Source organism: Rhodococcus sp. ACS1 (genome assembly GCF_002300155.1).
Classification (GTDB): domain Bacteria; phylum Actinomycetota; class Actinomycetes; order Mycobacteriales; family Mycobacteriaceae; genus Rhodococcus_F; species Rhodococcus_F koreensis.
Genome location: NZ_NSDZ01000002.1, coordinates 370,643 through 395,987, shown reverse-complemented (window position 1 = coordinate 395,987; position 25,345 = coordinate 370,643). Strand labels below are relative to the sequence as shown.

Sequence of the window (25,345 nt, the reverse complement as noted above, 5' to 3'; positions counted from 1 at the left end):
GTGAAAGGTGGTTCGGGTTCAGCAGCGGGTCAGCGCGAGCGACAGTTCGGCGTCGATGACGCAGATGCTCGAGTTGTCCACGCGGTCGAGGCTGCGCAGTTCGCCGAGCATCTGTGCCAGGCGGTCCGCGGCGGTGGTGTGTTCGGTGAGCCAGTGGGTGACGGCGTCGGCGGCGGTCGTCGCGGGCGAGGCGCCGCGCAGGACGAGCCCGATCAGGCCGTGCCAGTGCTCCTGGAGGTTGTCGACGAGGACGGCTCCCGCCATCGCCTCCCAGTAGGTGGTCCCGGTCTCGCCGACGGAGAACCGTTCCGACAGCCAGTCGAGGCCCACCACGCGGCCGAACTCGCGGTACGCCTCGGCCACCTGGGTGATCGGCACGTCCAGCGACTGCGCGGTGGTCTCCAGGGCGAAGGCCTGCGCCAGGATCCGCAGCGTGCCCAGGTCCTGGGCCGGTGCGCCGGTGAGGTGGGGCAGCGCGGCCGCGAGTTCCTGGACCGGCTTCGCGAAACGCTCGATCAACTCCTGCGCATCCGTGCCCGTGGTGCGGTGCCGCAGCAGCCACGACGTGGTGCGCTCGATCAGGTCCTGGATGCCGAAGTGCAGGTTCAGCCGGGTCCGGTGCGATGCGCCGGGCAGCGTGAGGACCTCGTTCCACAGCCGATCGATGTCGAACACCTGCCGCACCACCGCGTACGCGACGGTGATCTCGGGGGTGCCGACGCCGAGCCGCTCCTCCAGTCGGTGGATCAGGCCCGGTCCGACACGGTCGATCATGTCGCCCGCCACGATGACTGCCACGATCTCCCTGGCGAGCCGGTGACCGCTGATCTGACGGGGGACGCGTTCGCGGATGGGGGCCGGGAAGTAGTCGGCGAGCACACCGTCGAACACCGCGAAGTCGAGCACGGGGGAGGCGAGCAGTTCGGTGACGACGAGGTTCTTCGACTGCGCGAGCAGAACGGCGATCTCCGGCCGCACCAGTCCCTGGCCCGCGCGGTGGCGCGCCGACAGTTCCGCCGCCGACGGCAGGACCTCCGCCGCCCGGCTGATCCCGGCGTCCCGCTCGAGGTTCTCGATCAGCCGCTCGTGGCGTCCGAGCAGGAACGGGGCGTGGACCTCGGCGAGGCTGATGGCGAGGGTCTGGGCGGCGGCGTCGGCGAGCACCGATTCGCCGATCTCGTCCTGAACCCGGGCGAGCAGCGTGTTCCGTTCCGCCGCGGGGAGCTCACCCGCCGCGACGGCGGCGTCCAACGCGACCTTCAGGTTCACCTCCCGATCCGACGTCGCGACGCCGGTGGCGTTGTCGATGAAGTCGGCGTTGATCCGGCCGCCGTTCAGCGCGTACTCGATGCGGGCGCGCTGGGTGAGACCGAGATTGCCGCCCTCGCCGATCACCGCGGCGCGCACGTCGCTTGCCTCCACCCGGACGGCGTCGTTGGCCGGGTCGGCGGCGTCCGCGTGGACTTCGGCAGACGCCTTCACGTACGTGCCGATTCCGCCGTTCCACAACAGGTCTACGTCCGCGGTGAGCAGGGCCTTCACCACCTCGTGCGGGGGGAGTTCGGTCGCGGTCACGCCGAGACGTTCACGCACCTGCGGCGACAGCGGGATCTTCTTCGCCGTCCGCGGCCACACACCGCCACCCGCCGAGACGAGGCTGCGGTCGTAATCGTCCCAGCTGCTGCCGGGCACCGCTGCGAGGCGCTCGCGCTCGCGGTAGGACGCCTCCGAATCGGGTTCGGGATCGAGGAAGATGTGCCGGTGGTCGAACGCGCCGACCAACCGGATGGCACGGCTGAGCAGCATGCCGTTGCCGAACACGTCCCCGGACATGTCGCCGATGCCAACCACGGTGAACGCGTCCGTGTCGACGTTCTTGCCCATCTCCGCGAAATGCCTGCGCACCGACACCCATCCGCCGCGCGCCGTGATGCCCATCGCCTTGTGGTCGTAGCCGGCGGACCCGCCGGACGCGAACGCGTCACCCAGCCAGAACCCGCGTCGCGTCGCGATGCTGTTGGCCAGATCCGAGAACCGGGCCGTGCCCTTGTCGGCCGCCACCACCAGATACGGGTCGGACTCGTCGTAGATCACCGTGTCGCGGGGATGCACGACCTCGCCGTCGACGATGTCGTCGGTGACGTCGAGCAGTCCGTCGATGAAACTCGTGTACGCCGCGCGGACCGCGTCCGGGGTCGTCTCGGTGCGCACCACGAACGCGCCCTTCGCGCCCATCGGGACGATCAGCGAGTTCTTCACGTGCTGCGTCTTCATCAGACCCAGGACCTCGGTGCGGAAGTCGTCCTTGCGGTCCGACCAGCGCAGGCCGCCGCGGGACACCGGGCCGCTGCGGACGTGGCTGCCCTCGACGATCGGCGAGTGCACGAAGATCTCACGGTACGGCGTCACGACCGCGGACAGTGACAACAGCGACGGGTCGATCTTGAAGGCCGCGGGGGCGGCGCTGATCGTGCGGTCGTGGCGGAACCAGTTGGTGCGCAACACCGCCGAGGTGAACGACAGCAGTCCGCGGAGCAGCCGGTCCTCGTCCATCGTCGCGGTCCGGTCGATCGCGGCGAGCAGCACCCGCTCGGCGTCCGTCGCGGCGCTCTCACGATCGGAGCCGGCGAGGGCGGGATCGAAGCGGGCGGTGAACAGGTTGCGGAATCCGCGCACGAAATCGCTGTGCCGCAACAGGATCGCGACGATGTTGGGTTCCGACAGCCCCAGTCCCACCTGCCGGAGGTACCGGCACGCCGCCCGGACCAGGACGGCATCCGTCCACGTCAGGTTCGCGGCGGCGACGAGGCGGGTGAAACCGTCGACCTCCAGATGTCCGGCGGCCGCGGCCTCGAACGCGTCGGAGAGCAGTCCGGGAGTTGCGGCATCCCAGGCGAAGTCGCCGGTGCTGAAGTCGAAACGGTGGACCAGCGGGCCGCCGGGCTCGCCTTCGGGCAGCTGTTCGTGGGACGCCACCTGCAACCCGAGGTCGGCGAACAACGCGACCAGTTCCGCGAGCAGCGGGGTGCCCTGCGGCCACACCATGACGGCGGCCGGCTCGGGCTGTGCGTCCGCGGAGTCGACGAAACGCAGCCGCGGGGTGGTACCTCCGGACGCCAGGACCGCGCTCGACACGGCGGCCTCGTCCGGGCGTGGACGGGGTGTGTCGGTCGTGCTCGGAATGACACCGGTATAGCTCATCGTGTGGCTCCTGACCCCTGATCTGACAAACGCGTGACTGGGAACCAGTGTGTCGATGAGAGACGCACGCCACATCCGACGAAGTGGAGCGTCGTGTGTCGGTGGACGCGACGTTTCGGCACCCGTGAGTACTTGTTAACCGCCGGCGGTTAAGAAGTACTCACAGCTCGCCACGTCGACACCGCCGCGGTGCCGAGGAGACCGCCGGTGATCACGAAGATCGACGACGTCCCCGCGACGCCTGCCGCGGCGCCCGCGGCCAGCGGAATCAGCACCTGCCCGAGTCGGTTGCCGGTCAGTCGCAGCGACAACGCGGCGGCCCGGTTGGCGGCGGTGACGAGCCCGGCCACCCACGTCATGGTCAGGGGTTGGCCGATGCCCCAGAAGAATCCGGCGACGACGAGCAGCAGCGCCATCACAGCGGGGTGGGGGACGAACGGCAGCAGGGCGGTGGGCAGCGCCGAGCACAGCGTCGCGGAGACCAGCAGTTTCGACCGCGGCACCCAAGTGAGCAGCCACGGCAGGAAGGCGCGCGACACGATCGACGCCGCGGTGCGCGCGGTCAGCAGCAACGTCACCAGGAGAACGCTGAAACCGAACTCGTGCCCGAGGACGGGGAGGTACGCGACGACGACGTCGACCGACGCCAGCACGATCAGGCTGCTGAACACGGCCGGTCGCATCCCCGTCGTCGAGATCATGCTGAACACGGACTGACGGTCGCCGGGCGTCGGTGGTCCCGCCGGCTGCGGGCGTTCGCGAATCGGCCAGGCGAACGGGACCGCGGCCAGCGCCACCACACCCATCACCGTCAACGCCAGGGTGGTCTCGACGACGCCGCCGTCCGAGCTTCCGGCCGCGATCACGCCGACCAGCGGTACCCCGACGGCCTGGCCGATCGACACGCCCAGCGTCAATCCGGCGAAACCGCGGTCCAGTTCACCCGGCGGGGAGAGGAGCGTGATGAAGCCCTGCCCGGCGACGGTCACGAGGATCTGCCCGAAACCGAGGATCACGTTCCCGAGTCCGAGGACGATCAGGTCGCCGCTGACGGCGATCACCAGGACGCCGAGGGAAGTCAGCAGCACACCCGTCCGCAGAACCGCGGCCGCATGCCGGCGGTCCACGGCGCGTCCGATCCGGACGGCCACGAGCAGCGGCGCCAGCGAGAACAGCGCGGTGACGACACCGATCGTCACGGCGTCGCCGCCGAGAGCGAGGACGCGGTAGGAGACGAGAACGCGGACAGCGTGATAGACGGCCTGGAGGAGAGCAGTGGCGATGCAGACGTTGAGGAACCAGTGCTTCACCAGGTCAACCGTTGATCACCTGACGATTTCCGAGCGGCCCCTGCAACTGGACCTCGAGGGTGCCGAACACGGCGACGAGGATGCACATCTTGTCGGCCGCCTCCGGGAGCGTGCCGGTGCGCAGCGAGATCGTGACGGTGGTGTCGGTCTCGGTGACCGTCGCGTCGGCGCCGTAACACTCCGGGGTTCCGGTGACGAAGTGGATCGCCACCTTGTTTCCGTCCGCGCGGGACCACGACTCGAACGGGGTCGGATTCGCCCGGACGATGTCGGGACGCGGTTCGAAGACGGTGCCGAAGTCCTCCCCGGGCACTTCGGAGGGAATGGGCATCCCCGACGACGGATTGGTCGGGCTGGGATCCACTGCGGACGCGATCTCCGGGGGAATCGTCGGTTCGTCGGTGCTCGAACCGGACCCGCATCCGGCGACGGCGAGGCAGGCCAGCACTGCGAGGGCGATTACGCGCATAAGCCACGGTAACCTCATCCCGCGAGCAGGCCGGAGACCAGCGCAATCCCCGGAATCGCCGCCAGAGTCGTGACGAATGCGGTGTCCCGGGCCATCACCGTTCCCACCCCGTACCGGCTGGCGTAGACGAAGACGTTCTGCGCCGTCGGCAGCGTTGCCACCACCACGATGGCGAACAGTTCGTGGCCGCCCAGCCCGAGCAGATAGCGCGCCATCACATAGGCCAGCACCGGTTGCACGACGATCTTGAGTACCGACGCCAGTGCGACGTCGCGACGCGGACTCGTCCCCTTCTCCAGCACCCGCACCCCGTACAGCGAGATGCCGAACGCGAGCAGCGCACCCGGTACGGACGCGCCACCGATGAGCCGGAACGGCTGCATCAGGGCTTCCGGCGGTGTCCAGCCGAGTAGGGCGATCAACAGTCCCGCCGCGCCCGCGACGACGATCGGGTTCTTGAACGGCGCGGTGATCGTATCGAGTCGCGACGCGCCCCGCCGGAGCGTGGTGACGTCGAGGATGGTGAGCGCGATGGGGGAGTACGCGATGATCTGGAACAGCAGCAGCGGCGCCACGAACGAGGCGTCGCCGAGGACGAAGACCGCGATGGGAATGCCCAGATTCGCGGAGTTCACATACGACGACGACAGCGCGCCGATCGTTAGTTCCGGAAGGGACCTGTGTAGCCACAGCTTCGCGACGACCATGTACAGTGCGCCGACCGTCAATGCAGTGGCAGCCGCGACGGCCAGAGTGGGCGAGAAGATCACGGAGAGGTCGGACGATGCGAGCGAATCGAACAGCAGCGCCGGTGTGGCGACGAAGAACACCAGCCTGCCCAGGACGGATTCGCCCTCCGCACCCAGCGTCCCGCGTCGGCCGAGAATGTAGCCGATCGCGATGATCACGAATATGACGGTGAATCCCGCAACCACTCCCGACACGCTGCGGGGCACCTCCTCGACAGGTAAGCCTCCTGTCGGCAAACCTTCCGAAGTCTAGTGCCAGGCGTTCGGGTGGGTGACAATAGCCTCCGGTCGGGGGCATCGTCTGTGTGCGCGTTCCGTCGCGCCCGAGGAGTCGAAATGCTGCGTCGTACGACCGTTCTCTGCGCGCTGTTCTGTGCGTGGACCCTCGCCTGGGGCGCCGCTCCCGTGGCGTCGGCGCTGGCCCCGCCGTCGAGCGGGGATCCGGCTCTGATCGCGCTCGCCGGGCAGGTCCTCGGACGCAGCTACCGCGAGAACGCGAGCGTCGCGTACATCGATGCCTCCGGCACCCGATTCGCGAACTTCGGGGCCACCGAGGACACCGACTACGAGATCGGTTCCGTCACCAAGACGTTCACCGCGGCACTGTTCGTCGACGCCGTCGCCCGGGGTGAGGTGCGGGAGGACACGAAGGTCGCGGACGTGCTGCCGCTACAGGGCTCGCCGGTCGGCGACGTGACACTACTCGAGTTGGCGTCCCACACGTCCGGGCTGGCGCAGTTCCCGATGAGCACCGACACCGTGGTCGCCGTGGGGCACTGGGTTGTCGCGTCCAATCCGTTCACCTACGACCGGGACACCTTGCTGCAGCAACTGCGGTCGGCGCCGCTCACGACCCGCGGCAGCTACTCCTACTCGACCGTCGGCTTCGCGCTGCTCGGCCAGGCGCTGGCCGCGGCCGCGCACACCGACTACCCGTCGCTGCTCCGCGATCGCATGCTCGTCCCGCTCGGACTGTCGCAGTCGTGGATGCCGCTCACCGCCGCCGACCTGCCCGCGAACGTCACTCGCGGATTCGACGTCCTGCACCGGTCGCAGGACCCGTGGCCGCTGGACGCGTACGCGCCGGCCGGTGGATTGCGGTCCACGGCGAACGACATGTCGACGTACGTCCGGGCTCTGCTCGACGGAACGGTCCCGGGCGGCACGGCCATGGACCCGCGGTGGGTCGGCGACAGCTACCGGGCGCTGACGTGGTCGATCGTCCCGTTCGAAGGCCGGGACTACACCCTGCACGGCGGCGCGACGGGCGGCTTCCAGTGCACCGTCGTGCTCGACCGGGCGAACGACCGCGGGCTCGTCATCCTCACCGACACGATCGGCGGACTCGAGCAGCAGGGCCTGGAGATCCTCGCGCACACCCCCATGTGAGTGCGAAAGCGTGCCGGGGCACACTTTGCCGCTCACCTGAGGGACGCCGGGCACGTGAGTGGCACAGTGTCCTCGGGCACGCATCGCCACTCACCTGGGTACCCCCGCCGGGTATGTCCGGTTACAGTGGGGCTGTGGAGACGGCAACCGGGCGGAGGCGCACAGTCGTGGCGCGTGCCGCGCTGCTGATCGCCGTCGCCGCCGGGGTGCTCCTCATGCACAGCCTGATCGCGCCGACCGCGATCGCCGCGGTGCATGAACAACCCTCGGCCACCGCGACTCACGACGAGGACCCCCACGGATGCGGCGGGGACGGTTGCGGGCAAGTCCATCTCACCGGCCACCAGTGTGCCGGTGTGATCGTAGTGATCGCCGCGCTGACGTCGGCGATGCTGCTGTGGAGGCACTCCGCGGATCCCGCGGCGCGACGGTCGCGGGTGAGCGCCGACCGTGTGCAGTCGGGTCGTGGCCCACCGCCGTGGACGGTGTTGTCGTTGGCGGAACTCTCGATTCTGCGGGTGTGACAGGGGGCCCGGGGCGTGTGCCCCGGCGGATCCGACTGTCAAACTTCCGAATTGATCCCGAGGAGTTCCTCATGCGTACCACCACCACAGCCCTGATCTCCGCCGCGGCGGCCGCCGCTCTGGTCCTGACCGGGTGCGGCACCGACTCGGCCGGCACCTCGACGACGACCACGACGTCGGTGGCCCACTCGCAGGCACGGTTCAACGACGCCGACATCGCGTTCCTGAACGGGATGTACCCGCACCACGCGCAGGCGGTGGAGATGGCCGACCTGGTCGTCGGCCGCACCGAGAACACCGATGTGGTCACTCTCGCCGCCGCGATCGAGGCGGCGCAGCAACCGGAGATGGACCGGATGACCGACTGGCTCCAGCAGTGGGGACAACCGGTTCCGGCGTCCGACATGTCCGGCATGGACCACAGCAGCACGGACCACGGCGACGGCGTGATGTCGGCCGATCGGATGGGTGCCCTGACGGCACTGTCGGGCACCGAATTCGACCGGCAATGGCTGGTCATGATGATCGAGCACCACAAGGGCGCGATCGAGATGGCGAATGCCGAACTCGCCGACGGTGAGAACCCGGAGGCGAAGCAGATGGCCGCCGACATCGTGACCGCGCAGCAGAAGGAGATCACCGACATGCAGGCCGCGCTCGGCTGACCGAAATGACGAAAGGCCGCGTAATCCGAGGATTACGCGGCCTTTTCGGTGCCTTGCGAGTTACCGGCTCGTGAAGGGCAGCAGAGCCATCTCGCGAGCGTTCTTCACGGCGACGGCAACCTGACGCTGCTGCTGCGGGGTCAGGCCCGTGACGCGGCGGCTACGGATCTTGCCGCGGTCCGAGATGAACGTGCGCAGAAGGTTGATGTCCTTGTAATCGACGTACTCGATCTTGGCCGCGAACAACGGGTTCTTCTTGGGCTTGCGGCCCTCGACGGGACGCGGCTTCTTCGACGGTGCTCTCTTGACTGCCATCTTCTTCCTTTACCAGCTCGACTTGTGGACGCCTGGCAGCTCCCCGCGGTGCGCCATCTCGCGAACACGCACGCGAGAGAGCCCGAACTTCCTCAGGTGGCCGCGCGGACGTCCATCCGCAGCGTCTCGATTGCGCAATCGTACCGGACTCGCGTCGCGGGGCAGACGCTGCAGTGCCGCCCGGGCCTCCGCGCGCTCGTCTTCGCTGCTCGACGGGCGGCGGATGGTCTCCTTCAGCTCCGCGCGGCGCTCGGCCCAGCGCGCCACGACGATCTTGCGCTGCTCGTTCTTCGCGATCTTCGACTTCTTTGCCATGGGCGGTGTCTTCTACTTCTCTTCTCGGAAATCGACGTGCTTCCGCACGACCGGGTCGTACTTCTTCATCACCAGACGGTCCGGGTCGTTGCGGCGGTTCTTGCGGGTCACGTACGTGTATCCGGTGCCCGCCGTCGACTTCAGTTTCACGATCGGGCGGATCTCGTTGCGGGCGGCCATCAGATCTTCTCCCCGCGGGCCCGGATCCGGGCGACGACGGCGTCGATGCCGTCCCGGTCGATGGTCTTGATGCCCTTCGCGGAGAGCGTGAGGGTGATCCGCCTGCCCTCGCTGGGTAGGAGATACGTCTTCTTCTGGATGTTCGGATCCCAGCGCCGGTTGGTGCGCTTGTGGGAGTGCGACACGGACTTGCCGAATCCTGGCTGGCGTCCGGTCACCTGGCAGTGCGCCGACATGGGCGTTCCTCTCTGCCTCTCGCGACAACTCGACGAGAGGGTGATGACAATCATTTTCGACAACGGCGGGTTTCCAATGTAGCGTTCCGTCAACGTAATGACAATCGTTATCGAAAGGGTGCTCGTGAACGAGATACTCGACGGCCGGACGCCACTGATCCTGGTATCCGGCTGGAACGGCCCCACCGAGGACGCGGCGCGCTCGCTGCTCCGCGACGGCACCGTCGTCGTGCATCACGACCTCGACCTCCTGCACGAAGGCGTCGTGCGCCGCACCGTCACCACGCTGGAGTCAGGGGCGCCGCGCGAGCGCCTCCACATCCTCGAACTGGCACACGGCTGCATCTCCTGCACGCTGCGTCAGGACCTCCTGCCGCTGATCCGCCGCCTGCACACCCGCAGTTCGGTGCAGCGCATCGTGCTGCACCTCGACCGCAGGCTCGAACCCGAGGCCGTCTGCTGGGCGGTCGAGCACGTGTCGGTGTCCGGTGTGGTCGGGCAGATCGACGGTCCGGCGTCGCGGGACGTGCGCGTCGACGGCGTCGTCACCTGCCTCGACGCGGGATCGTGGCTGGCCGATGCAACCGGCGACGACGCGCTGGACGACGACCGCACCGTGGCGCAGGTCGCGGTCGGGCAGGTGGACTTCGCCGACGCCCTCGTGGTGGCGGGCAGCGCCGGCGACGGCTGGCAGCAGGCGCGGCTCCACGCCGTCCTGGCCCGGCTCGCACCGGGCGCACCGATCAGCTGGGGCGGGGACACCCTCGACGTCGAGCGACTGCTCCTCGACATCCCGGCCGGCGCGCGACGCGGTGAGCCGTCCCACGCCCACTCACCGCTGCTGCGCGGACAGCCGCCGCTGTCCCACGACTGCGGCGTGATGCTCGTCGAGTTCACCGCTACCCGGCCGTTCCATCCGGAGCGGCTGCACGAGGCCGTCGACGTGCTCCTCGACGGCGTCGTCACCTCGCGCGGACGCGTGTGGGTCGCGACGCAGCCGGACGAGGCGCTGTGGCTCGAGTCGGCCGGTGGGGGACTGCGGGTGGCGAGCGCCGACCGCTGGCTGGCCGCCATGACCCCGGAGGAACAGGAACAGGTCGGGGTCGCGCGTCGTGCGATGGCAGCGCTGTGCTGGGACGAACGCTTCGGCGACCGGCACACGTCGATGGTGGTGCTGGTGCATGCCGCCGACCCCACCGAGATCGACCGCACCCTGCAGTGGGCGCTCGTCACCGACGACGAACTCGCGGACGAAGCCGGATGGCAGTCGTGGCCCGACCCGTTCGGGCAGTTCCACGAAGATCCCTGCGAGAGCAGCGAATCACCCTATGCAGAACCCGAATCGAGAGAGGGACACGAATGAAACCAGGAATCCATCCCGACTACCACCCCGTGGTGTTCCAGGACGCGAGCACCGGAACCACGTTCCTCACGCGGTCGACGCTGACCAGCGACCGCACCGCCGTGTGGGAGGACGGTAATTCCCATCCACTGGTGGTCGTGGACGTGACCAGCGAATCGCACCCGTTCTGGACCGGTGCGCAGCGCGTGATGGACACCGCGGGCCGCGTCGAGAAGTTCGAGCGCCGGTACGGAGTGCGCAAGCGCCCGTGAGTACTTGTTAACCGCCCGCGGTTAACAAGTACTCACGGGTCGAAGGCCGTGAAGCTGGGATTGGTGGACCCGGCCGGGAAGTGACACGCCACATGCGAACCTTGGCGGGTGCTGCTGTACATCCTGGAACTGGTGGGCATCGCGGTGTTCGCGGCGTCGGGCGCCCTGGTGGGGGTGACGAAGCGCCTCGACATCTTCGGTGTCTGCGTGGTCGGTGTGTTCACCGCTCTCGGTGGCGGCATCGTCCGCGACGTCCTGCTGGGCATCCATCCGCCGACGTCGCTGGGTAGCTGGCCGAACCTCGGCACGTCGTTCGTGATGTCGTTGCTGGTGTTCTTCCTGCATTCGACTGTCGGGCGGCTCCGCCGGGAGATCCTGGTGCTGGACGCCCTGGGGATGGGGCTGTTCGCGAGCACGGGCGCGGTGATCGCCCTCGACCACGGGGCGAGTCCGCTGGCGTCGTGCCTCATCGGCGGCACCGCGGCGATCGGCGGCGGCATCCTGCGCGACGTGCTGGTGAACGAGGTCCCGTTGCTGCTGCAGCGGGACTTCTACGCGGTGCCGGCGCTGCTCGGTTCGGCGCTGGTCGTCGCGGTCAGCGAGTGGGGTTCGGGTACCGATGTGGCGCTGGTGGTGGGGACGGTGTTCGCATCCGCGCTGCGGTTGGTGGCGTTGTGGCGGAACTGGGGGCTGCCGGGTCCGCGCGTCCTCGAGTGACGGGCGCCATCTCGTGTCGAGGTCCCCTTCTCAGACATATCTCAGTTGATCGGGCCAAACTGTCGGGTATGCGCATTCTGGTGGTCGACGACGATCGCGCCGTGAGGGAGTCCTTACGGCGGTCTCTCAGCTTCAACGGGTACTCGGTGGAACTGGCCGTCGACGGTATCGATGCTCTCGAGAAGGTCGCGAACGCGCGCCCCGACGCGCTCGTGCTCGATGTGATGATGCCGCGTCTGGACGGTCTCGAGGTGTGCCGCCGGTTGCGGAGCACCGGCGACGACCTGCCGATTCTCGTCTTGACCGCGCGCGACTCCGTGTCGGAGCGGGTGTCGGGCCTGGACGCCGGAGCCGACGACTACCTGCCGAAACCGTTCGCCCTCGAGGAGTTGCTGGCCCGGTTGCGTGCGCTGCTGCGCCGCGCCGCGCCGGAGCCGGGCATCGATTCGGAGAAGATGACGTTCGAGGACCTCACGCTCGATCCGGTCACCCGCGAGGTGACGCGTGGCGAGCGGTCCATCAGCCTCACCCGCACCGAGTTCTCGCTCCTCGAGATGCTGATGGCAAACCCACGCCGGGTGCTGACCCGTGGCCGCATCCTCGAGGAGGTGTGGGGTTACGACTTCCCGACGTCCGGCAACGCGCTCGAGGTCTACGTCGGGTATCTGCGCCGCAAGACGGAGGCGGACGGAGAAGCCCGCCTGCTGCACACCGTCCGCGGGGTCGGCTACGTGCTGCGGGAGACTCCTCCGTGATGGCTGTTCCGTTCCACAGAACTGCCCCCAAGTCGGGGTCGGCGAAGCACGACACGCACCCTATTTCGCGGCACCCCACAGGACCGATCCCGTTACCGCCCGAGATGCGGCCTCCGATGCCGTTGACGCGGTCGGTCTCGTTGCGGTGGCGGGTGACGCTGCTCGCCGCGTCCGTGGTGGCCATCGCGGTGGCGGTGATGGCGATCGCAGCGTACGCAGTGGTGTCGCGGGCCCTGTACGCCGATGTCGACAACCAGTTGCGCAACCGCGCGTCGGCGCTGATCGACAGCAACCTCGTGACGTTCGATCCGCGCTACATCGCGGGCGCGACGCTGTACACGACGGACATCAGTGTGGCGCTGGTCTTTCCGGACCTCGACACGTACACGCCACCGGGTTCCAATGTGCCGATCGGCGAGCCGGAGTTGTCGGTGGCGCGCGGCGAGCAGGAAACGTCCCTGCGCACCGCGGACAACCAGCGGGTGCTGGCCGAGCGCACCCAGGACGGCAGCACGCTGGTGATCGCCCAGCGGCTGGCGCCGACGGGGGCGGTGCTCGACCGGCTGGCCTGGGTCCTGTTCATCGTCGGCGGGTGCGGGGTGGTCCTCGCGGCCGCCGCCGGAACGACGGTGGGGCGCACCGGTCTGCGTCCGATCGCCCGGCTCACCGCCGCCACGGAACGGGTGGCCCGGACCGACGATCTGACGCCGATGCCGGTGACGGGCAACGACGAACTCGCCCGGCTCACCGAGAGTTTCAACACGATGCTGAGGGCGCTCGCGGAATCGCGGGAGCGGCAGAGCCGGCTCGTCGCCGACGCCGGACACGAACTGCGGACGCCGCTCACCTCGTTGCGCACCAACATGGAGTTGCTGATCGCGTCGAGTCGTCCTGGCGCGCCGCATATTCCGGACGAGGACATGGCCGAACTGCGCACCGACGTGGTGGCGCAGATCGAGGAACTCTCGCAGCTGGTGGGCGACCTCGTCGACCTCGCCCGTGAGGACGCACCGGAAACCATCTTCGAGAGAGTCGATCTCAGCGAAGTGGTGGAGCGGAGCCTCGAGCGGGCACGCCGCCGGCGTAACGAGATCGACTTCACCGCCGTCACCGTTCCCTGGTTCGTCTACGGCGACCACGCGGGATTGTCGCGGGCGGTGCTCAACGTGCTCGACAACGCGGCGAAGTGGAGTCCCACCGGTGAGCAGGTACGGGTGGCGATGCGACCGGCAGGCGACGGACTTCTCGAGCTGACGGTCGACGACGCGGGCCCGGGTATTCCGGAGGAGGATCGGGAGCTGGTGTTCGACCGCTTCTACCGGTCCACGGCGTCGCGCTCGATGCCCGGCTCCGGGCTGGGGCTGGCGATCGTCCGGCAGGTGGTGGTCAAGCACGGCGGCACGATCGCGGTGGACGTCTCCGAACGGGGCGGTGCGCTCATCCGCATCGTCCTTCCGGGTGAACCCGAAGCGGAATAGGCTCGAAGCTCGAGGTCTCGGCTAACTCAAAGGCCGGTCTCAGGACCTTCTCAGTCCCACCGGGCACTCTCGTAGACAGAGACGGTGCGACTGCCCCTGCGGGTGGTCGCGGGAGATGGAAGTGATGCGATGACCGAGGATCGAAACAGCCACGACGGCGACAGCCGCGAGAACGCCGGTGGCGACCGGGGCGGGCGCCCCGACCAGCCGGCCCACCCGCAGCCGCAGCCGCCGACGCCGGGGTACCACCCGACCGAGCAGTTCCCGACCACTCCGCACAACCCGGCGGGCGGTCCGGCGGGTCAGCAGGCCTACGGCGCCGGGTACCCCCAGGGCAACCCGTACGGTGCGCCGCACCAGCCCACCCAGCAGTTCGGGCAGCCCCAGCACGGCGCTCCGGGGCATCCGGGTGCCCAGCACGCGGCCGGGCAGCCCGGGGCGCCTCAGGGGCCGTTCCCCGGCCTGCAGGGGCCCGGCCAGGCAGGGGCGGGATCGACGGCGACGGTGACCAAGCGTCCCGCGCGCACGGCGATCGTGGTGGGCGCTGTGGCGCTCGCTCTCGTGAGCGGCGGCATCGGCGGCGTCGTGGGCTCCCTGGCAACGGATCGAAACGGCGGCGGCGCCGCGGTGACCAACTCCCTCGACGCCCCCAAGAACAACACCGCGACCCCGGCCGCGAATGCACCGGCGGGGTCGGTGCAGGCGGTCGCGAACAAGGTGGTCCCGAGCGTCGTGCAGATCGAGGTGGCGACGGCAGGCGGTTCGGGTGGCGAGGGATCCGGCATCGTCATCTCGTCCGACGGCATGATCCTCACCAACAATCACGTCGCGGGCGCGGCCGCCAAGGGCGGCAAGCTGACGGTCGCCTTCTCGGACGGCAGTAGGACCGACGCCAAGCTGGTCGGCGCCGACCCGGTATCCGACCTCGCGGTCATCAAGGTGGACGGCAAGACGGACCTCACGCCGATCGAGCTGGGCACTTCGGGCAACGTGCAGGTCGGACAGCAGGTCGTCGCGATCGGTTCGCCTCTCGGTCTCGCCGGCACCGTCACCGAGGGCATCATCTCGGCGCTCAACCGCCCGGTATCCACCAGCGGTGAGTCCGGCAACCAGAACACCGTCATCGACGCCCTGCAGACGGATGCGGCGATCAACCCGGGCAACTCCGGCGGCGCCCTCGTCAACATGGACGGTCAGCTGATCGGCATCAACACCGCCATCGCGAGCATCGGCGGTTCCGGCGGGGGCGAGCAGAGCGGCTCCATCGGTCTCGGCTTCGCGATCCCGGTCGACCAGGCCCGGCGCATCGCGGACGAGTTGGTCAAGACGGGCACGGCCACCCAGGCCGTCATCGGGATCCAGGTCCCGTCGCAGGACGCCGCCAACGGTGCCACCGTCGTCGAGGTCACGTCGGGCAGTCCGGCGGAGAAGGCGGGAATTCCGAAGGGGTCGGTGATCACCAAGGTCGACGACCGGGTCATCACCAGCGGCGACGCGCTCATCGCCGCCATCCGTTCACACGCACCGGGAGACAACGTGTCCATCACTTACACCGACGGGAACGGATCGAATTCCAAGACCGTCGACGTCACGCTCGGAACCGCCGAACAGGGCGGCCGCTGATGAACACCGGGATTCTCGGGCAGGTCGAGTCCGTTCTGAACGGGGCCACTACGGTAGGGACCATGGACATCGAAGCCTCGCTGGCCGGCCGCGCGCTGGTGGTAATCGTCGACGACCGCACCGCTCACGGTGACGGCAAGGACTCCATCGGGCCTCTCGTGACGGAACTGCTGAACGAGGCCGGCTTCATCGTCGACGCCATCGTCGCGGTGGCGGCCGACGAGGTGGAGATCCGCAACGCGCTCAACACCGCCGTCATCGGCGGCGTCGACCTCGTCGTCTCCGTGGGCGGCACCGGGGTGTCGCCGCGCGACGTCGCCCCCGACGTCACCGCCGAGGTCCTCGACCGCGAGATTCCGGGAATTTCGGAGGCCCTCCGGTCTTCGGGTCTCGCCGCCGGTTCACTGGATGCCGGCCTCTCCCGCGGGCTCGCCGGTGTGTCCGGCAGCACACTCGTGGTCAACCTCGCGTCCTCCCGCGCCGCGGTCCGGGACGGCATGGCCACCCTGACGCCGCTCGCGACACACGTGATTTCCGAATTGTCCGGTCTGGAAGGCTGAGACGATTTCTCGTTCCGACGAGCCGGGTTCGCACAGCGAGCCCGACGAGCAGGCAGTTCCGAGCCGGGCCCCGATCGACAGGGCCCGGCTCGAGCGCATCTTCGGGGACGTCTTCCCCGACACCACCGCGGACGAACGCGAACCCGACGAGGCGTCTCAGTATGTGGACAGACGCCACGAGTCCGAGGAGTGGCTTCGGCGTCAGGTTCCTCCCCACCATGGGTGAATGCGTGATTGAAATCTGGATGAATCTAAGTGTTGTCTGCAGTAACGGAAAAACTCGCGCTCGGAAAGTCACTGGTACGACCGCTTTCATTCACGCGATTCCAAAGCGGGGCTACCCGTAGGTAACGTTTCGTTTTCAACTTTGTGAGGCACATCACAATTGCGTCACGAGCTGATCACGTTGCTCAGGTTCTTAGCGCAGGTTAATGTCCCTGACGAGTCAGTACGAAGATGGAGGGCGGGGCGTGGTGCCACGTCGTCGCCCGGACGGCCTCCTTGTGAGGTGTGTCTCTAGCGTCGAAATTCGGGCAACTGGACTTCTGTAGTTAACGCTGCGGACACCTTTGCTCCGAATACTGCGCTGGGCCCGAAATGGACCACTCCTCAGCTTCGATCGTCGGGGCTGGGAACCTGCACGAATCCTGATGAGGGGAACGAATGAGCGAGAACCGCAAGTCCGGCCTGCGCCGTGGCGCCCGTATTGCAGGCCTGGGTGCTGCTGCGGCTGTTGCACTCGGTTTGATGTCTACTGGTGCGGCGAGCGCGGATACTTTCATCCCGCTGCCCGATGGTTCGAAGGCCGGCCCGAATGTGACGGTGACGCGTACCGCGGAGAGCGCTCTGTCGTCGCCGTCGTTGGCTGCCAATGGCGCCGGTCGTGTGGCGTGGGTGTCGGGAACTGTGACTGCTGATGTCAAGGGCATCAAGGAGGTCACCGAGGTTCCGGACGCGAATGCCACGACGAACAATGCGGGTACCTACAACGGTACGAATGCGTCGACGACGCATGGTGTTTCGCGGGTGTCGACCGGGTACATCGTGGGTTGCCAGGTGGACATCACCGGTCTGTCGGCGAGCCCGTCGTTCTCTGCGGATCTGTCTTCGTTGACGCCGAGCCTCGGGCTGTCGGTTCCGTTGAACTCGGGTGAGGTCAAGTACGTGCCGATCGCGGCGAAGGACATCAAGAAGGACGGCGTGTACGCGCTGCAGTACCAGGATGCGGAGCTGCAGGTTCAGAAGTGCGGTGGATTCGCGCAGGCTCGGTCGTACTCGGTCGTGGAGATCGTGGGTAACGACTACTCGAAGACCGTTCTGTACGGTGCGCCGTTCAGCATCGGCTGATTTCGGTCTCTTTCGCAGTTCTTCCCACCCACTTTCTCGCGTGTGCGAGGTTTCTATCCCTGAGAGGGAACAATGATCATCAACCGTAAGAACGGTGTGCGTCTGGCGGCAGTCGGTGCCGCTGCTGCCGCGACCATGGGCTTCTTCTCCGTCGGTGCGGCGAATGCCGATACGTTCATTCCGCTGCCCGGTGGTTCGATCACGCAGACGTTGGCTGACGGCACCGTGGTGACGGTGAACCTGACGGACGAGAGTGCGAACATTTCGCCGTCGATGGGTTCGACGCCGTTGCACCGCAACGTCTGGGTCAACGGCAAGGCCGCAGTCACGCTGGACGGTGCCGGCGCCAAGGGTGCCACCATCACCCCCGGTTACATCCTCGCCTGCCAGGTCGACTTCGGCGCCAAGGGTGACGCCGGCGCCAGCAGCAAGATGACCATCGATGACGAGAGCGGCAACCTTGTGTCCGGCCCGTTGGCCGGCAAGAGCAACGGTGCCATCACCCTGGGCCCCGGCCAGGCCAAGAACGTCACCATTCTCGACCTCGAGAAGAAGGACGCCTACGGCGGAGAGTCGCACTCCGGCGGCAACAAGTTCACGGGTAAGACCGGTTCGGTCACCTGGGCCGACTCGACCCTCGGCGTGAGCGGCTGCGCCGGCTACGCCCAGGCGCGCAGCTACGTCAAGGTCGCGGTCAGCACCGACAACGTGAGCAGCAACGTCACCCTGTGGGGACAGCCTTTCAGCATCGGCTGATTGCCTTCTCCATAAACAAGTAGGAAATACCCCGGAATCGGGGCGCGGGAATACCCGCGCCCCGATTTTTGGCGTTCAAGATGCGCTATTACACGCAAATAACGCTCCTTTATGTACGGTAACGCTTACGTAAATGCGCCCTTCTGGATATTACGTTTCGGACTCGAATGCTCTAACTTTGGACCGTCACTAGGTGGTTGGGCTTTCTCCGAAGGTCGGAGCAGCTACGCCTGATGAGGGGAACGAATGAGCGAGAACCGCAAGTCCGGCCTGCGCCGTGGCGCCCGTATTGCAGGCCTGGGTGCTGCTGCGGCTGTTGCACTCGGTTTGATGTCTACTGGTGCGGCGAGCGCGGATACTTTCATCCCGCTGCCCGATGGTTCGAAGGCCGGCCCGAATGTGACGGTGACGCGTACCGCGGAGAGCGCTCTGTCGTCGCCGTCGTTGGCTGCCAATGGCGCCGGTCGTGTGGCGTGGGTGTCGGGAACTGTGACTGCTGATGTCAAGGGCATCAAGGAGGTCACCGAGGTTCCGGACGCGAATGCCACGACGAACAATGCGGGTACCTACAACGGTACGAATGCGTCGACGACGCATGGTGTTTCGCGGGTGTCGACCGGGTACATCGTGGGTTGCCAGGTGGACATCACCGGTCTGTCGGCGAGCCCGTCGTTCTCTGCGGATCTGTCTTCGTTGACGCCGAGCCTCGGGCTGTCGGTTCCGTTGAACTCGGGTGAGGTCAAGTACGTGCCGATCGCGGCGAAGGACATCAAGAAGGACGGCGTGTACGCGCTGCAGTACCAGGATGCGGAGCTGCAGGTTCAGAAGTGCGGTGGATTCGCGCAGGCTCGGTCGTACTCGGTCGTGGAGATCGTGGGTAACGACTACTCGAAGACCGTTCTGTACGGTGCGCCGTTCAGCATCGGCTGATTTCGGTCTCTTTCGCAGTTCTTCCCACCCACTTTCTCGCGTGTGCGAGGTTTCTATCCCTGAGAGGGAACAATGATCATCAACCGTAAGAACGGTGTGCGTCTGGCGGCAGTCGGTGCCGCTGCTGCCGCGACCATGGGCTTCTTCTCCGTCGGTGCGGCGAATGCCGATACGTTCATTCCGCTGCCCGGTGGTTCGATCACGCAGACGTTGGCTGACGGCACCGTGGTGACGGTGAACCTGACGGACGAGAGTGCGAACATTTCGCCGTCGATGGGTTCGACGCCGTTGCACCGCAACGTCTGGGTCAACGGCAAGGCCGCAGTTCACCTGGAAGGCGCCGGAGCGACCGGTGCGGACATCCAGCCCGGCTACGTGCTTGCGTGCCAGGTCGACTTCGGTGCAGAAGCCGGCGCGGGCGTCGACTCGGGGAACCTCGCGGACCTCGTGACCGGGGCCGCCACGTCCATTCCCGTTACGCCCAGCGGCAGTGGTGCCGTAACCCTCGGCCCCGGTGAGGCGGTCAGCGTCGACATCCTCGACCTCGAGGCGGCCGACGCCTACGGCGGAGAGTCGCACTCGGCATACAACAGCTTCGAGGGTACCGACGGCTCGGTCACCTGGGCCGAATCGACCCTCGGCGTGAGCGGCTGCGCCGGCTACGCGCAGGCGCGGTCGTACGTGAACGTGTCCGTGGAGACGGACAACGTGAGCAGCACCGTCACGCTGTGGGGACAGCCCTTCAGCATCGGCTGATATTCGTTCCACCCATGACTCCGGGCCCGTGCAAGCACCTGCTGCACGGGCCCGGAGTCGTCGAAACGCTATTCGCGGGTCTGCTCGAGCTTCGCAGCCTTCTCCGCGGGCATGGCGTGCGCTCCGTCGGAACTCGTTGCCGCCCCGTCGGTTTGGAGGCTCGCTTCGAGGATGTCGCGGATCTGGATCAGCAGGTCGGCCTCGCTTGCCTTCTTGTCTGCGGGTTCGGTGATGAAACGCTTCTTCGCGGCGTTGGCCGGGACAATGAGAATGAAGTACACGACCGCGGCGATGATCACGAAGTTGATCACGGCCGTGATGACGGCACCGATGTTGATGAAGGTGGCCGGGTTGTCGGCGAGGATCTGATAGCCCCAGCCCAGGTCGTTGGCGCCGCCCGCAACGGCGATCAACGGATTGATCACGTTGTTGGTGAACGATGTGACGATGGCGGTGAACGCGGCTCCGACTACGACCGCGACGGCGAGGTCGAGGACGTTTCCCCGGAGCAGGAAGTCCTTGAATCCCTTGAGCATGTCGACGTCTCCTCGAGTGGGTGGCAAGTCATCCAGCACTGTCTCCCGGAAAAGCCTAGATCAGCGCGGCGCCGCGTGGCGGGTCACTGAAAGGTCACGGTGATCGCGTTCGTGAGGGATGCCGCGGCCACCGTGGTGGCGTCGGAGGCCGGAAGCGCCAGCATCACCACTCGTTCGCGCTGGTCACGCCCGTTCTCGGACGGTGTCACCAGCACGACGACGGCGCGGGACGCCAGGACGGTGGCGCCGGACCGCCGGTCCGGATCCGATGGTGTGCCGGGATCGACCGTGAGCACGTCGACGCGATCACCCTCACGCAGGAGTTCCGTGACGGCCGGGTCGGCGAGCCGGACGGGAACGATCCGCGCGTCGTCGATCCCGGCTGCGGCAGCGGCCAGACGCGGTCCCAGTACCCGGACGTCGGTGAGGGCTTCACCGGCGCGGGTCGGTCCGGCGAGGGTGCGTCCGTCGACATCGGCAACGGCGGTGACGGCTCCGTCGGGCAGGCTCCCGGCCTCGAACTCGACCAGTTCCACGTCGGCGTCCGTGAGGACGACACCGGGTGGCAGATCCCGTGCCGCCACCACGACCGCGGAGCGGGCGGAGCCGGGGTCCCCGCGGGCGAGAAGGGCCAGCGCGAGGCAGACGAGTGCGGCGGCAAGGACGCGCCTGGCGGCGAGGGTGCGGGCCCAACCTGGATGAGCGAGATCCGACAGCCGGTCGGCCCACGACGGGCTCAGGCTTCGGTGTGCGCGGTTCGACCGGTTGTGGCCGGTCTGGGCAGGGTCGAACGACATGGTTCGACGCTAGGAGACCGGCAGGCCCGTAGGTACGCCGAACGGGCCCGCCTGTGGATGGACGAGAAGTTGTGGATAACCCGCGGACGCGCGAGAACTAGCTGGCAGCAGCCTTGGCCGGTGCGGCGGTCGCGGTGCTCGACGAGCTGGACGAGGCCTTCGACGAACTGTCCGACTTGGCAGCGGGAGCGGAATCGGTCTTGGCCGGCTCGCTGGCCGCTCCGGACGTGCCACGGCTGTCGGTGCGGTAGAAACCGCTGCCCTTGAAGACGATGCCGACGGAGTTGAACAGCTTGCGAAGCTTGCCCGAGCATGCGGGGCAGACGGTCAGGGAGTTATCGCTGAACGACTGGACGATGTCGAAACGGTTGTCGCATTCCGTGCACGCATATGAATAAGTGGGCACTGGGTTCCTCCGCACTGTGTAGTCAAACCGCAGGTTTTAGCACTCTACAGTCGACAGTGCCAACAACGCTAATCAGGGAACTATTCCGGAGCGCACGTTCCCCCTTGTCCACCGAGCGCGACGAGGCCCGAGCCGGGGGTGAGAGCCCATCCCATACGTACGTCGTGAGGATCCTCCGGCAGTTCGGACACCAGTTCCTCGTCGCGGACCACCGTGATCAGCCGCGCGCCGGGGGCGGCGAGCCCGAGGGTCCGGTCGTAGAAGCCCGCGCCGCGGCCGAGTCGCACGCCCCGTCGATCGACGGCCAGGGCGGGAACGAAAATGGTGTCGGCCGAACGGATCTCGCTGGGTTCCTGCACCGGTCCGGTGGGTTCGCGCAGGCCGTAACTCGCGGCGGCGAGACCGTCCGCGCCCGTGAACTCGGACCAGTGGAGCGGGCCGGGACCGCGGGTGACCGGCACGAGGACGCGCCCGGCGACCCGCCTGAGGGCTTCGAGAAAGTCCAGTGACCCGGGCTCGAGCGCGGTGGGGACGTAGGCGCAGACGGTCGATCCGCCGGTGACTTCACGTGTGACGAGCGCGACAATTGCCTGGTCCTCGGCGGTGCGGCGTTCCGGGGTCAGCGCACGCCGCCCGGTGAGCACCAGGCGCCGCCACTCGTCCTTCGTTCGTGCGTGCATGCCCCAACCTTAGAGCCGGCCCGGCAGCGTCTCCGGCGGGTTCCGGGAGGTAGCTGACAGGATCTTGGTGACTGACTGGTAGGTCCGCACAGTTAAGGTGTGGGCATGACAGACGCCGCCCCGCACACCGCCAGCGCCTTTCGCACGGCTGTCGTGCCCGCAGCGGGAATGGGGACGCGATTCCTTCCCGCGACCAAGACCGTGCCGAAAGAGCTGCTCCCGGTCGTGGATACCCCGGGTATCGAACTCGTGGCCGGAGAAGCCGCCGATTCGGGTGCCGGCCGGCTCGTGATCGTCACGTCGCCCGGTAAGGACGGGGTGGTCGCCCACTTCGTCGAGGACCTCGTCCTCGAGAGCAAGCTAAAGGCCAGCGGCAAGTACCACCTGCTCGAAAAGGTGCGCAAGGCTCCCGGCTTGCTCGAGGTGGAGTCCGTCGTCCAGGACCAGCCCCTCGGCCTCGGCCACGCGGTCGGCTGCGCGGAGTCGGTCCTCGACGACGACGAGGACGCCATCGCGGTGCTTCTCCCGGACGACCTCGTGATGCCGCGCGGCGTGCTCGAGACGATGTCCCGGGTCCGCCGCAAGCGCGGCGGCACCGTGCTCTGCGCCATCGACGTCCCCAAGGACCAGGTGAGCGCGTACGGCGTCTTCGAGGTCGAGACGGTGCCCGACGCCGTCAACCCCGACGTCCTCAAGGTCACCGGCATGGTCGAGAAGCCGGCCATCGAGGACGCCCCGTCCACGTTCGCGGCCGCAGGTCGCTACCTCCTCGACCGCGCGATCTTCGACGCGCTGCGGCGAATCGAACCCGGCGCCGGTGGCGAGCTCCAGCTCACCGACGCCATCGCCCTCCTCATCAAGGAAGGCCACCCCGTTCACGTCGTCGTGCACCGGGGCACGAGACACGATCTCGGAAATCCCGGCGGCTACCTCCGCGCTGCGGTTGACTTTGCGTTGGACATGGAAGAGTACGGCCCGTCGTTGCGCGAATGGTTGATCGACCGATTGAAGCGGACGGAATCCTAGAAGCTCGGGAGGCAAGAACTTGCGGTCGGTCGAGGAGCAACAGACGATCGTGACCGCGGCCGCGGTGGCGCCGCGGCCGGTCCGTGTGGCGATCTCCGAAGCCCAGGGGCTGCTGTGTGCCGAAGAAGTGGTCACCGAGCGGCCGCTTCCCGGGTTCGACCAGGCCGCGATCGACGGTTACGCCGTCCGTAGCGTCGACGTTCAGGCTGCCGGAACCGACATCCGGGACGACGACGGTGCTCCCGTGGAACTGTCCCTTCCCGTGGTCGGGGAGGTCACGGCGGGTTCGCGGCAGCCGATCCGGCTGCAGCCCCGTCAGGCGGTCAAGGTCGACACGGGCGCCCCGCTCCCGACGCTCGCCGACGCCGTCCTCCCGCTCGACCGCACCGACGGCGGCCGCGCCCGCGTCAAGATCTACAAACCGGTCCGCTCCGGCGACTACGTGCGCCGCGCCGGCGACGACGTGCAGCCCGGCGACGTCGCCGTCCGGGCAGGCACCATCATCGGCGCCGCCCAGGTGGGGTTGCTGGCCGCGGTGGGACGCGACAAGGTGCTCGTGCATCCCCGGCCCCGGCTGTCCGTCATCTCGGTCGGTGGCGAACTCGTCGACGTCGACCGGACCCCGGGGCCCGGTCAGGTCTACGACGTCAACTCCTACGCGCTGGCCGCCGCCGCCCGCGACGCAGGCGCCGACGTGAACCGGGTCGGTATCGCGAACGCCGACGCGCGTCGTCTGCGCGAGGTGGTCGAGGGTCAGCTGATCCGGTCCGAGATCGTCGTCATCGCGGGTGCGGTCGGCGGTGGCGCGTCCGAGGACGTGCGGGACGCACTCGCCGATCTCGGCAACCTCGAGGTCGACCGGGTCGCGATGCACCCGGGATCGGTCCAGGGTTTCGGCCAGCTCGGCCGGGACGAGGTTCCGACGTTCCTGCTCCCGTCCAATCCGGTGAGCGCCCTGGTGGTGTTCGAGGTGATGGTGCGCCCGCTGATCCGCATTGCACTGGGTCGCAGGCAGCCGATGCGCCGCATCGTCACCGCCCGCACCGTCGCGCCCATCACGTCCATCGAGAACCGCAAGGGCTTTCTCCGCGGTCAGCTCATGCGCGACGAGGCCACGGGGGAGTACCTCGTCCAAGCTCTCGGCGGGGCGCCGGGCGCGTCCTCACACTTGCTCGCCACCCTGGCCGAGGCCAACTGCCTCGTCCTCATCGAACCCGAGATCACCGAGGTGCGGACGGGTGACCAGGTGGACGTGGCGTTCCTGGCGCAGCGTGGCTGATGACACGGTGTGAGACGGCATGACACAGCATCGGTGTGAGACGGGATGACGCAGCATCCGGGTTGGCCGCCGCATCTCGGGCCTCTGCGGGTGAAGGGTGGCGTCGTCACAGTGCGCGCCATCAGGTTGCGTGATGCGGCCGCGTGGAGCCGTCTGCGCACCCGCGACCGCGCGCACCTCGAACCATGGGAGCCGACGGGGGAGGCGCCCTGGGAAGCGCGCCATCATATTTCGGGATGGCCGGGGCTGTGCAGCAGTCTGCGTTCGGAGGCGCGGAAGGGCCGGATGCTGCCGATGGCCATCGAACTCGACGGCAATTTCTGCGGCCAGATCACGATCGGCAACGTGGTGCGGGGTGCTCTGCGCTCCGCGTGGATCGGTTATTGGGTGGCCAGCGACGTCAACGGGCTCGGCGTGGCCACGGGCGCGCTCGCACTGGGGCTCGATCATGCCTTCGGCCCCGTGGGTCTGCACCGCGTGGAGGCCACCGTGCGCCCGGAGAACCTGGCGAGCCAGGCGGTGCTCCGCAACGTCGGCTTCCGCGAGGAAGGTCTGCTCGCGCGCTATCTGGACGTCGACGGGCAGTGGCGTGACCACATTCTGGTCGGCATGACCGTCGAGGACGTGCCCGGCACTGTCGCGGACTCGCTCGTGCGGAGTGGCAAAGCCACCTGGGCGTGACCGCCGACGCCGTCAGCGCGTGACCGGCAAATCCACCCTTGTTTGCCCGCC

Annotated in this window: 29 protein-coding genes; 17 read left to right on the top strand and 12 right to left on the bottom strand. The window is 67.8% G+C overall.

Annotated features, from left to right (window positions below; genetic code table 11):
• Positions 1–18: 18 nt before the first annotated feature.
• The 4 genes from CJ179_RS09170 to CJ179_RS09155 form a co-directional block, all read right to left on the bottom strand.
• A complete protein-coding gene (locus CJ179_RS09170) occupies positions 19–3,201 on the bottom strand; it encodes an NAD-glutamate dehydrogenase domain-containing protein (RefSeq protein WP_095861238.1) in 3,183 nt (1,060 codons plus the stop codon).
• A 149-nt stretch (positions 3,202–3,350) separates the two neighbouring features.
• On the bottom strand, positions 3,351–4,514 hold the full coding sequence (locus CJ179_RS09165; protein WP_072937299.1) for an MFS transporter: 1,164 nt from the start codon (positions 4,512–4,514) through the stop codon (positions 3,351–3,353).
• A gap of 1 nt (position 4,515) precedes the next feature.
• Complete coding sequence (locus CJ179_RS09160; protein ID WP_072937298.1) at positions 4,516–4,980, bottom strand: hypothetical protein; 465 nt, start codon at positions 4,978–4,980, stop codon at positions 4,516–4,518.
• A gap of 14 nt (positions 4,981–4,994) precedes the next feature.
• The gene (locus tag CJ179_RS09155) at positions 4,995–5,924 is read right to left on the bottom strand and encodes an AEC family transporter (protein ID WP_072937418.1); all 930 of its coding nucleotides are present in this window, start codon (positions 5,922–5,924) and stop codon (positions 4,995–4,997) included.
• 141 nt (positions 5,925–6,065) lie between these two features.
• On the opposite strand from CJ179_RS09155, the gene CJ179_RS09150 reads away from it, so the two are divergent.
• The 3 genes from CJ179_RS09150 to CJ179_RS09140 all read left to right on the top strand — a co-directional run bounded on the left by CJ179_RS09150 (position 6,066) and on the right by CJ179_RS09140 (position 8,307).
• Positions 6,066–7,118 carry a serine hydrolase gene (locus CJ179_RS09150; RefSeq protein ID WP_072937297.1) on the top strand — a complete coding sequence of 351 codons (1,053 nt, stop codon included), beginning with the start codon at positions 6,066–6,068 and terminating at the stop codon, positions 7,116–7,118.
• Positions 7,119–7,252: 134 nt separating this feature from the next.
• On the top strand, positions 7,253–7,642 hold the full coding sequence (locus CJ179_RS09145; protein WP_241031519.1) for a DUF6153 family protein: 390 nt from the start codon (positions 7,253–7,255) through the stop codon (positions 7,640–7,642).
• A gap of 71 nt (positions 7,643–7,713) precedes the next feature.
• Complete coding sequence (locus tag CJ179_RS09140; RefSeq protein ID WP_095861435.1) at positions 7,714–8,307, top strand: DUF305 domain-containing protein; 594 nt, start codon at positions 7,714–7,716, stop codon at positions 8,305–8,307.
• 60 nt (positions 8,308–8,367) lie between these two features.
• Here the strand turns inward: CJ179_RS09140 and rpsR are convergent, their stop codons facing one another.
• The 4 genes from rpsR to rpmB are packed head-to-tail and all read right to left on the bottom strand — an operon-like array spanning position 8,368 to position 9,353.
• Entirely contained in the window at positions 8,368–8,622 is a 255-nt protein-coding gene (rpsR, locus tag CJ179_RS09135) for a 30S ribosomal protein S18 (protein ID WP_005238639.1), read from the bottom strand.
• A gap of 9 nt (positions 8,623–8,631) precedes the next feature.
• A complete protein-coding gene (gene rpsN, locus CJ179_RS09130; RefSeq protein WP_005259913.1) occupies positions 8,632–8,937 on the bottom strand; it encodes a 30S ribosomal protein S14 in 306 nt (101 codons plus the stop codon).
• Between the two features lie 12 nt (positions 8,938–8,949).
• Positions 8,950–9,117 (bottom strand): 50S ribosomal protein L33, encoded by a 168-nt coding sequence (gene rpmG / locus CJ179_RS09125; protein WP_005238642.1) that lies wholly within the window; start codon positions 9,115–9,117, stop codon positions 8,950–8,952.
• Complete coding sequence (gene rpmB / locus CJ179_RS09120) at positions 9,117–9,353, bottom strand: 50S ribosomal protein L28 (protein WP_072937293.1); 237 nt, start codon at positions 9,351–9,353, stop codon at positions 9,117–9,119. Before rpmB ends, rpmG begins: the two co-directional genes overlap by 1 nt.
• Positions 9,354–9,450: 97 nt before the next feature.
• Between rpmB and mrf the strand changes: the two genes are divergently transcribed.
• The 11 genes from mrf (at position 9,451) to CJ179_RS09060 (ending at position 19,889) form a co-directional block, all read left to right on the top strand.
• Positions 9,451–10,716 (top strand): ribosome hibernation factor-recruiting GTPase MRF, encoded by a 1,266-nt coding sequence (mrf, locus tag CJ179_RS09115; protein WP_095861236.1) that lies wholly within the window; start codon positions 9,451–9,453, stop codon positions 10,714–10,716.
• Entirely contained in the window at positions 10,713–10,967 is a 255-nt protein-coding gene (locus tag CJ179_RS09110; protein WP_095861235.1) for a type B 50S ribosomal protein L31, read from the top strand. Before mrf ends, CJ179_RS09110 begins: the two co-directional genes overlap by 4 nt.
• Before the next feature lie 108 nt (positions 10,968–11,075).
• On the top strand, positions 11,076–11,684 hold the full coding sequence (locus CJ179_RS09105; protein ID WP_072937291.1) for a trimeric intracellular cation channel family protein: 609 nt from the start codon (positions 11,076–11,078) through the stop codon (positions 11,682–11,684).
• A gap of 68 nt (positions 11,685–11,752) precedes the next feature.
• Complete coding sequence (locus tag CJ179_RS09100) at positions 11,753–12,439, top strand: response regulator transcription factor (RefSeq protein ID WP_095861234.1); 687 nt, start codon at positions 11,753–11,755, stop codon at positions 12,437–12,439.
• Positions 12,439–13,917: a HAMP domain-containing sensor histidine kinase gene (locus CJ179_RS09095; RefSeq protein WP_095861233.1), complete on the top strand. Its 1,479-nt coding sequence runs from the start codon at positions 12,439–12,441 to the stop codon at positions 13,915–13,917. Before CJ179_RS09100 ends, CJ179_RS09095 begins: the two co-directional genes overlap by 1 nt.
• A gap of 129 nt (positions 13,918–14,046) precedes the next feature.
• Positions 14,047–15,540 (top strand): S1C family serine protease, encoded by a 1,494-nt coding sequence (locus CJ179_RS09090; protein WP_095861232.1) that lies wholly within the window; start codon positions 14,047–14,049, stop codon positions 15,538–15,540.
• The gene (locus CJ179_RS09085) at positions 15,540–16,100 is read left to right on the top strand and encodes a molybdenum cofactor biosynthesis protein B (RefSeq protein WP_072937287.1); all 561 of its coding nucleotides are present in this window, start codon (positions 15,540–15,542) and stop codon (positions 16,098–16,100) included. Before CJ179_RS09090 ends, CJ179_RS09085 begins: the two co-directional genes overlap by 1 nt.
• A gap of 663 nt (positions 16,101–16,763) precedes the next feature.
• Complete coding sequence (locus tag CJ179_RS09075) at positions 16,764–17,447, top strand: MspA family porin (protein WP_095861230.1); 684 nt, start codon at positions 16,764–16,766, stop codon at positions 17,445–17,447.
• 72 nt (positions 17,448–17,519) lie between these two features.
• A complete protein-coding gene (locus CJ179_RS09070) occupies positions 17,520–18,203 on the top strand; it encodes an MspA family porin (RefSeq protein ID WP_095861231.1) in 684 nt (227 codons plus the stop codon).
• Positions 18,204–18,449: 246 nt separating this feature from the next.
• Positions 18,450–19,133 carry an MspA family porin gene (locus tag CJ179_RS09065; RefSeq protein ID WP_095861230.1) on the top strand — a complete coding sequence of 228 codons (684 nt, stop codon included), beginning with the start codon at positions 18,450–18,452 and terminating at the stop codon, positions 19,131–19,133.
• A 72-nt stretch (positions 19,134–19,205) separates the two neighbouring features.
• Positions 19,206–19,889, top strand: a complete 684-nt coding sequence (locus CJ179_RS09060) for an MspA family porin (RefSeq protein WP_095861229.1) — start codon at positions 19,206–19,208, stop codon at positions 19,887–19,889.
• A 68-nt stretch (positions 19,890–19,957) separates the two neighbouring features.
• On the opposite strand, the gene mscL is transcribed toward CJ179_RS09060, so the two are convergent.
• The 4 genes from mscL to CJ179_RS09040 form a co-directional block, all read right to left on the bottom strand.
• Entirely contained in the window at positions 19,958–20,425 is a 468-nt protein-coding gene (mscL, locus tag CJ179_RS09055) for a large conductance mechanosensitive channel protein MscL (protein WP_072941183.1), read from the bottom strand.
• A gap of 83 nt (positions 20,426–20,508) precedes the next feature.
• Positions 20,509–21,222: an SAF domain-containing protein gene (locus tag CJ179_RS09050; protein ID WP_095861228.1), complete on the bottom strand. Its 714-nt coding sequence runs from the start codon at positions 21,220–21,222 to the stop codon at positions 20,509–20,511.
• A 97-nt stretch (positions 21,223–21,319) separates the two neighbouring features.
• A complete protein-coding gene (locus CJ179_RS09045) occupies positions 21,320–21,628 on the bottom strand; it encodes an FmdB family zinc ribbon protein (RefSeq protein WP_072941177.1) in 309 nt (102 codons plus the stop codon).
• Between the two features lie 80 nt (positions 21,629–21,708).
• On the bottom strand, positions 21,709–22,308 hold the full coding sequence (locus CJ179_RS09040) for a 5-formyltetrahydrofolate cyclo-ligase (protein ID WP_072941174.1): 600 nt from the start codon (positions 22,306–22,308) through the stop codon (positions 21,709–21,711).
• A gap of 105 nt (positions 22,309–22,413) precedes the next feature.
• On the opposite strand from CJ179_RS09040, the gene CJ179_RS09035 reads away from it, so the two are divergent.
• Genes CJ179_RS09035 through CJ179_RS09025 form a run of 3 tightly spaced genes read left to right on the top strand, consistent with a single transcriptional unit; the run spans position 22,414 to position 25,294 of the window.
• Positions 22,414–23,334, top strand: a complete 921-nt coding sequence (locus CJ179_RS09035) for a UTP--glucose-1-phosphate uridylyltransferase (protein ID WP_072941172.1) — start codon at positions 22,414–22,416, stop codon at positions 23,332–23,334.
• A 19-nt stretch (positions 23,335–23,353) separates the two neighbouring features.
• Positions 23,354–24,613, top strand: a complete 1,260-nt coding sequence (glp, locus tag CJ179_RS09030) for a gephyrin-like molybdotransferase Glp (protein WP_095861227.1) — start codon at positions 23,354–23,356, stop codon at positions 24,611–24,613.
• A 45-nt stretch (positions 24,614–24,658) separates the two neighbouring features.
• Positions 24,659–25,294 carry a GNAT family N-acetyltransferase gene (locus tag CJ179_RS09025; protein ID WP_015889441.1) on the top strand — a complete coding sequence of 212 codons (636 nt, stop codon included), beginning with the start codon at positions 24,659–24,661 and terminating at the stop codon, positions 25,292–25,294.
• The last annotated feature ends 51 nt before the right edge of the window (positions 25,295–25,345 follow it).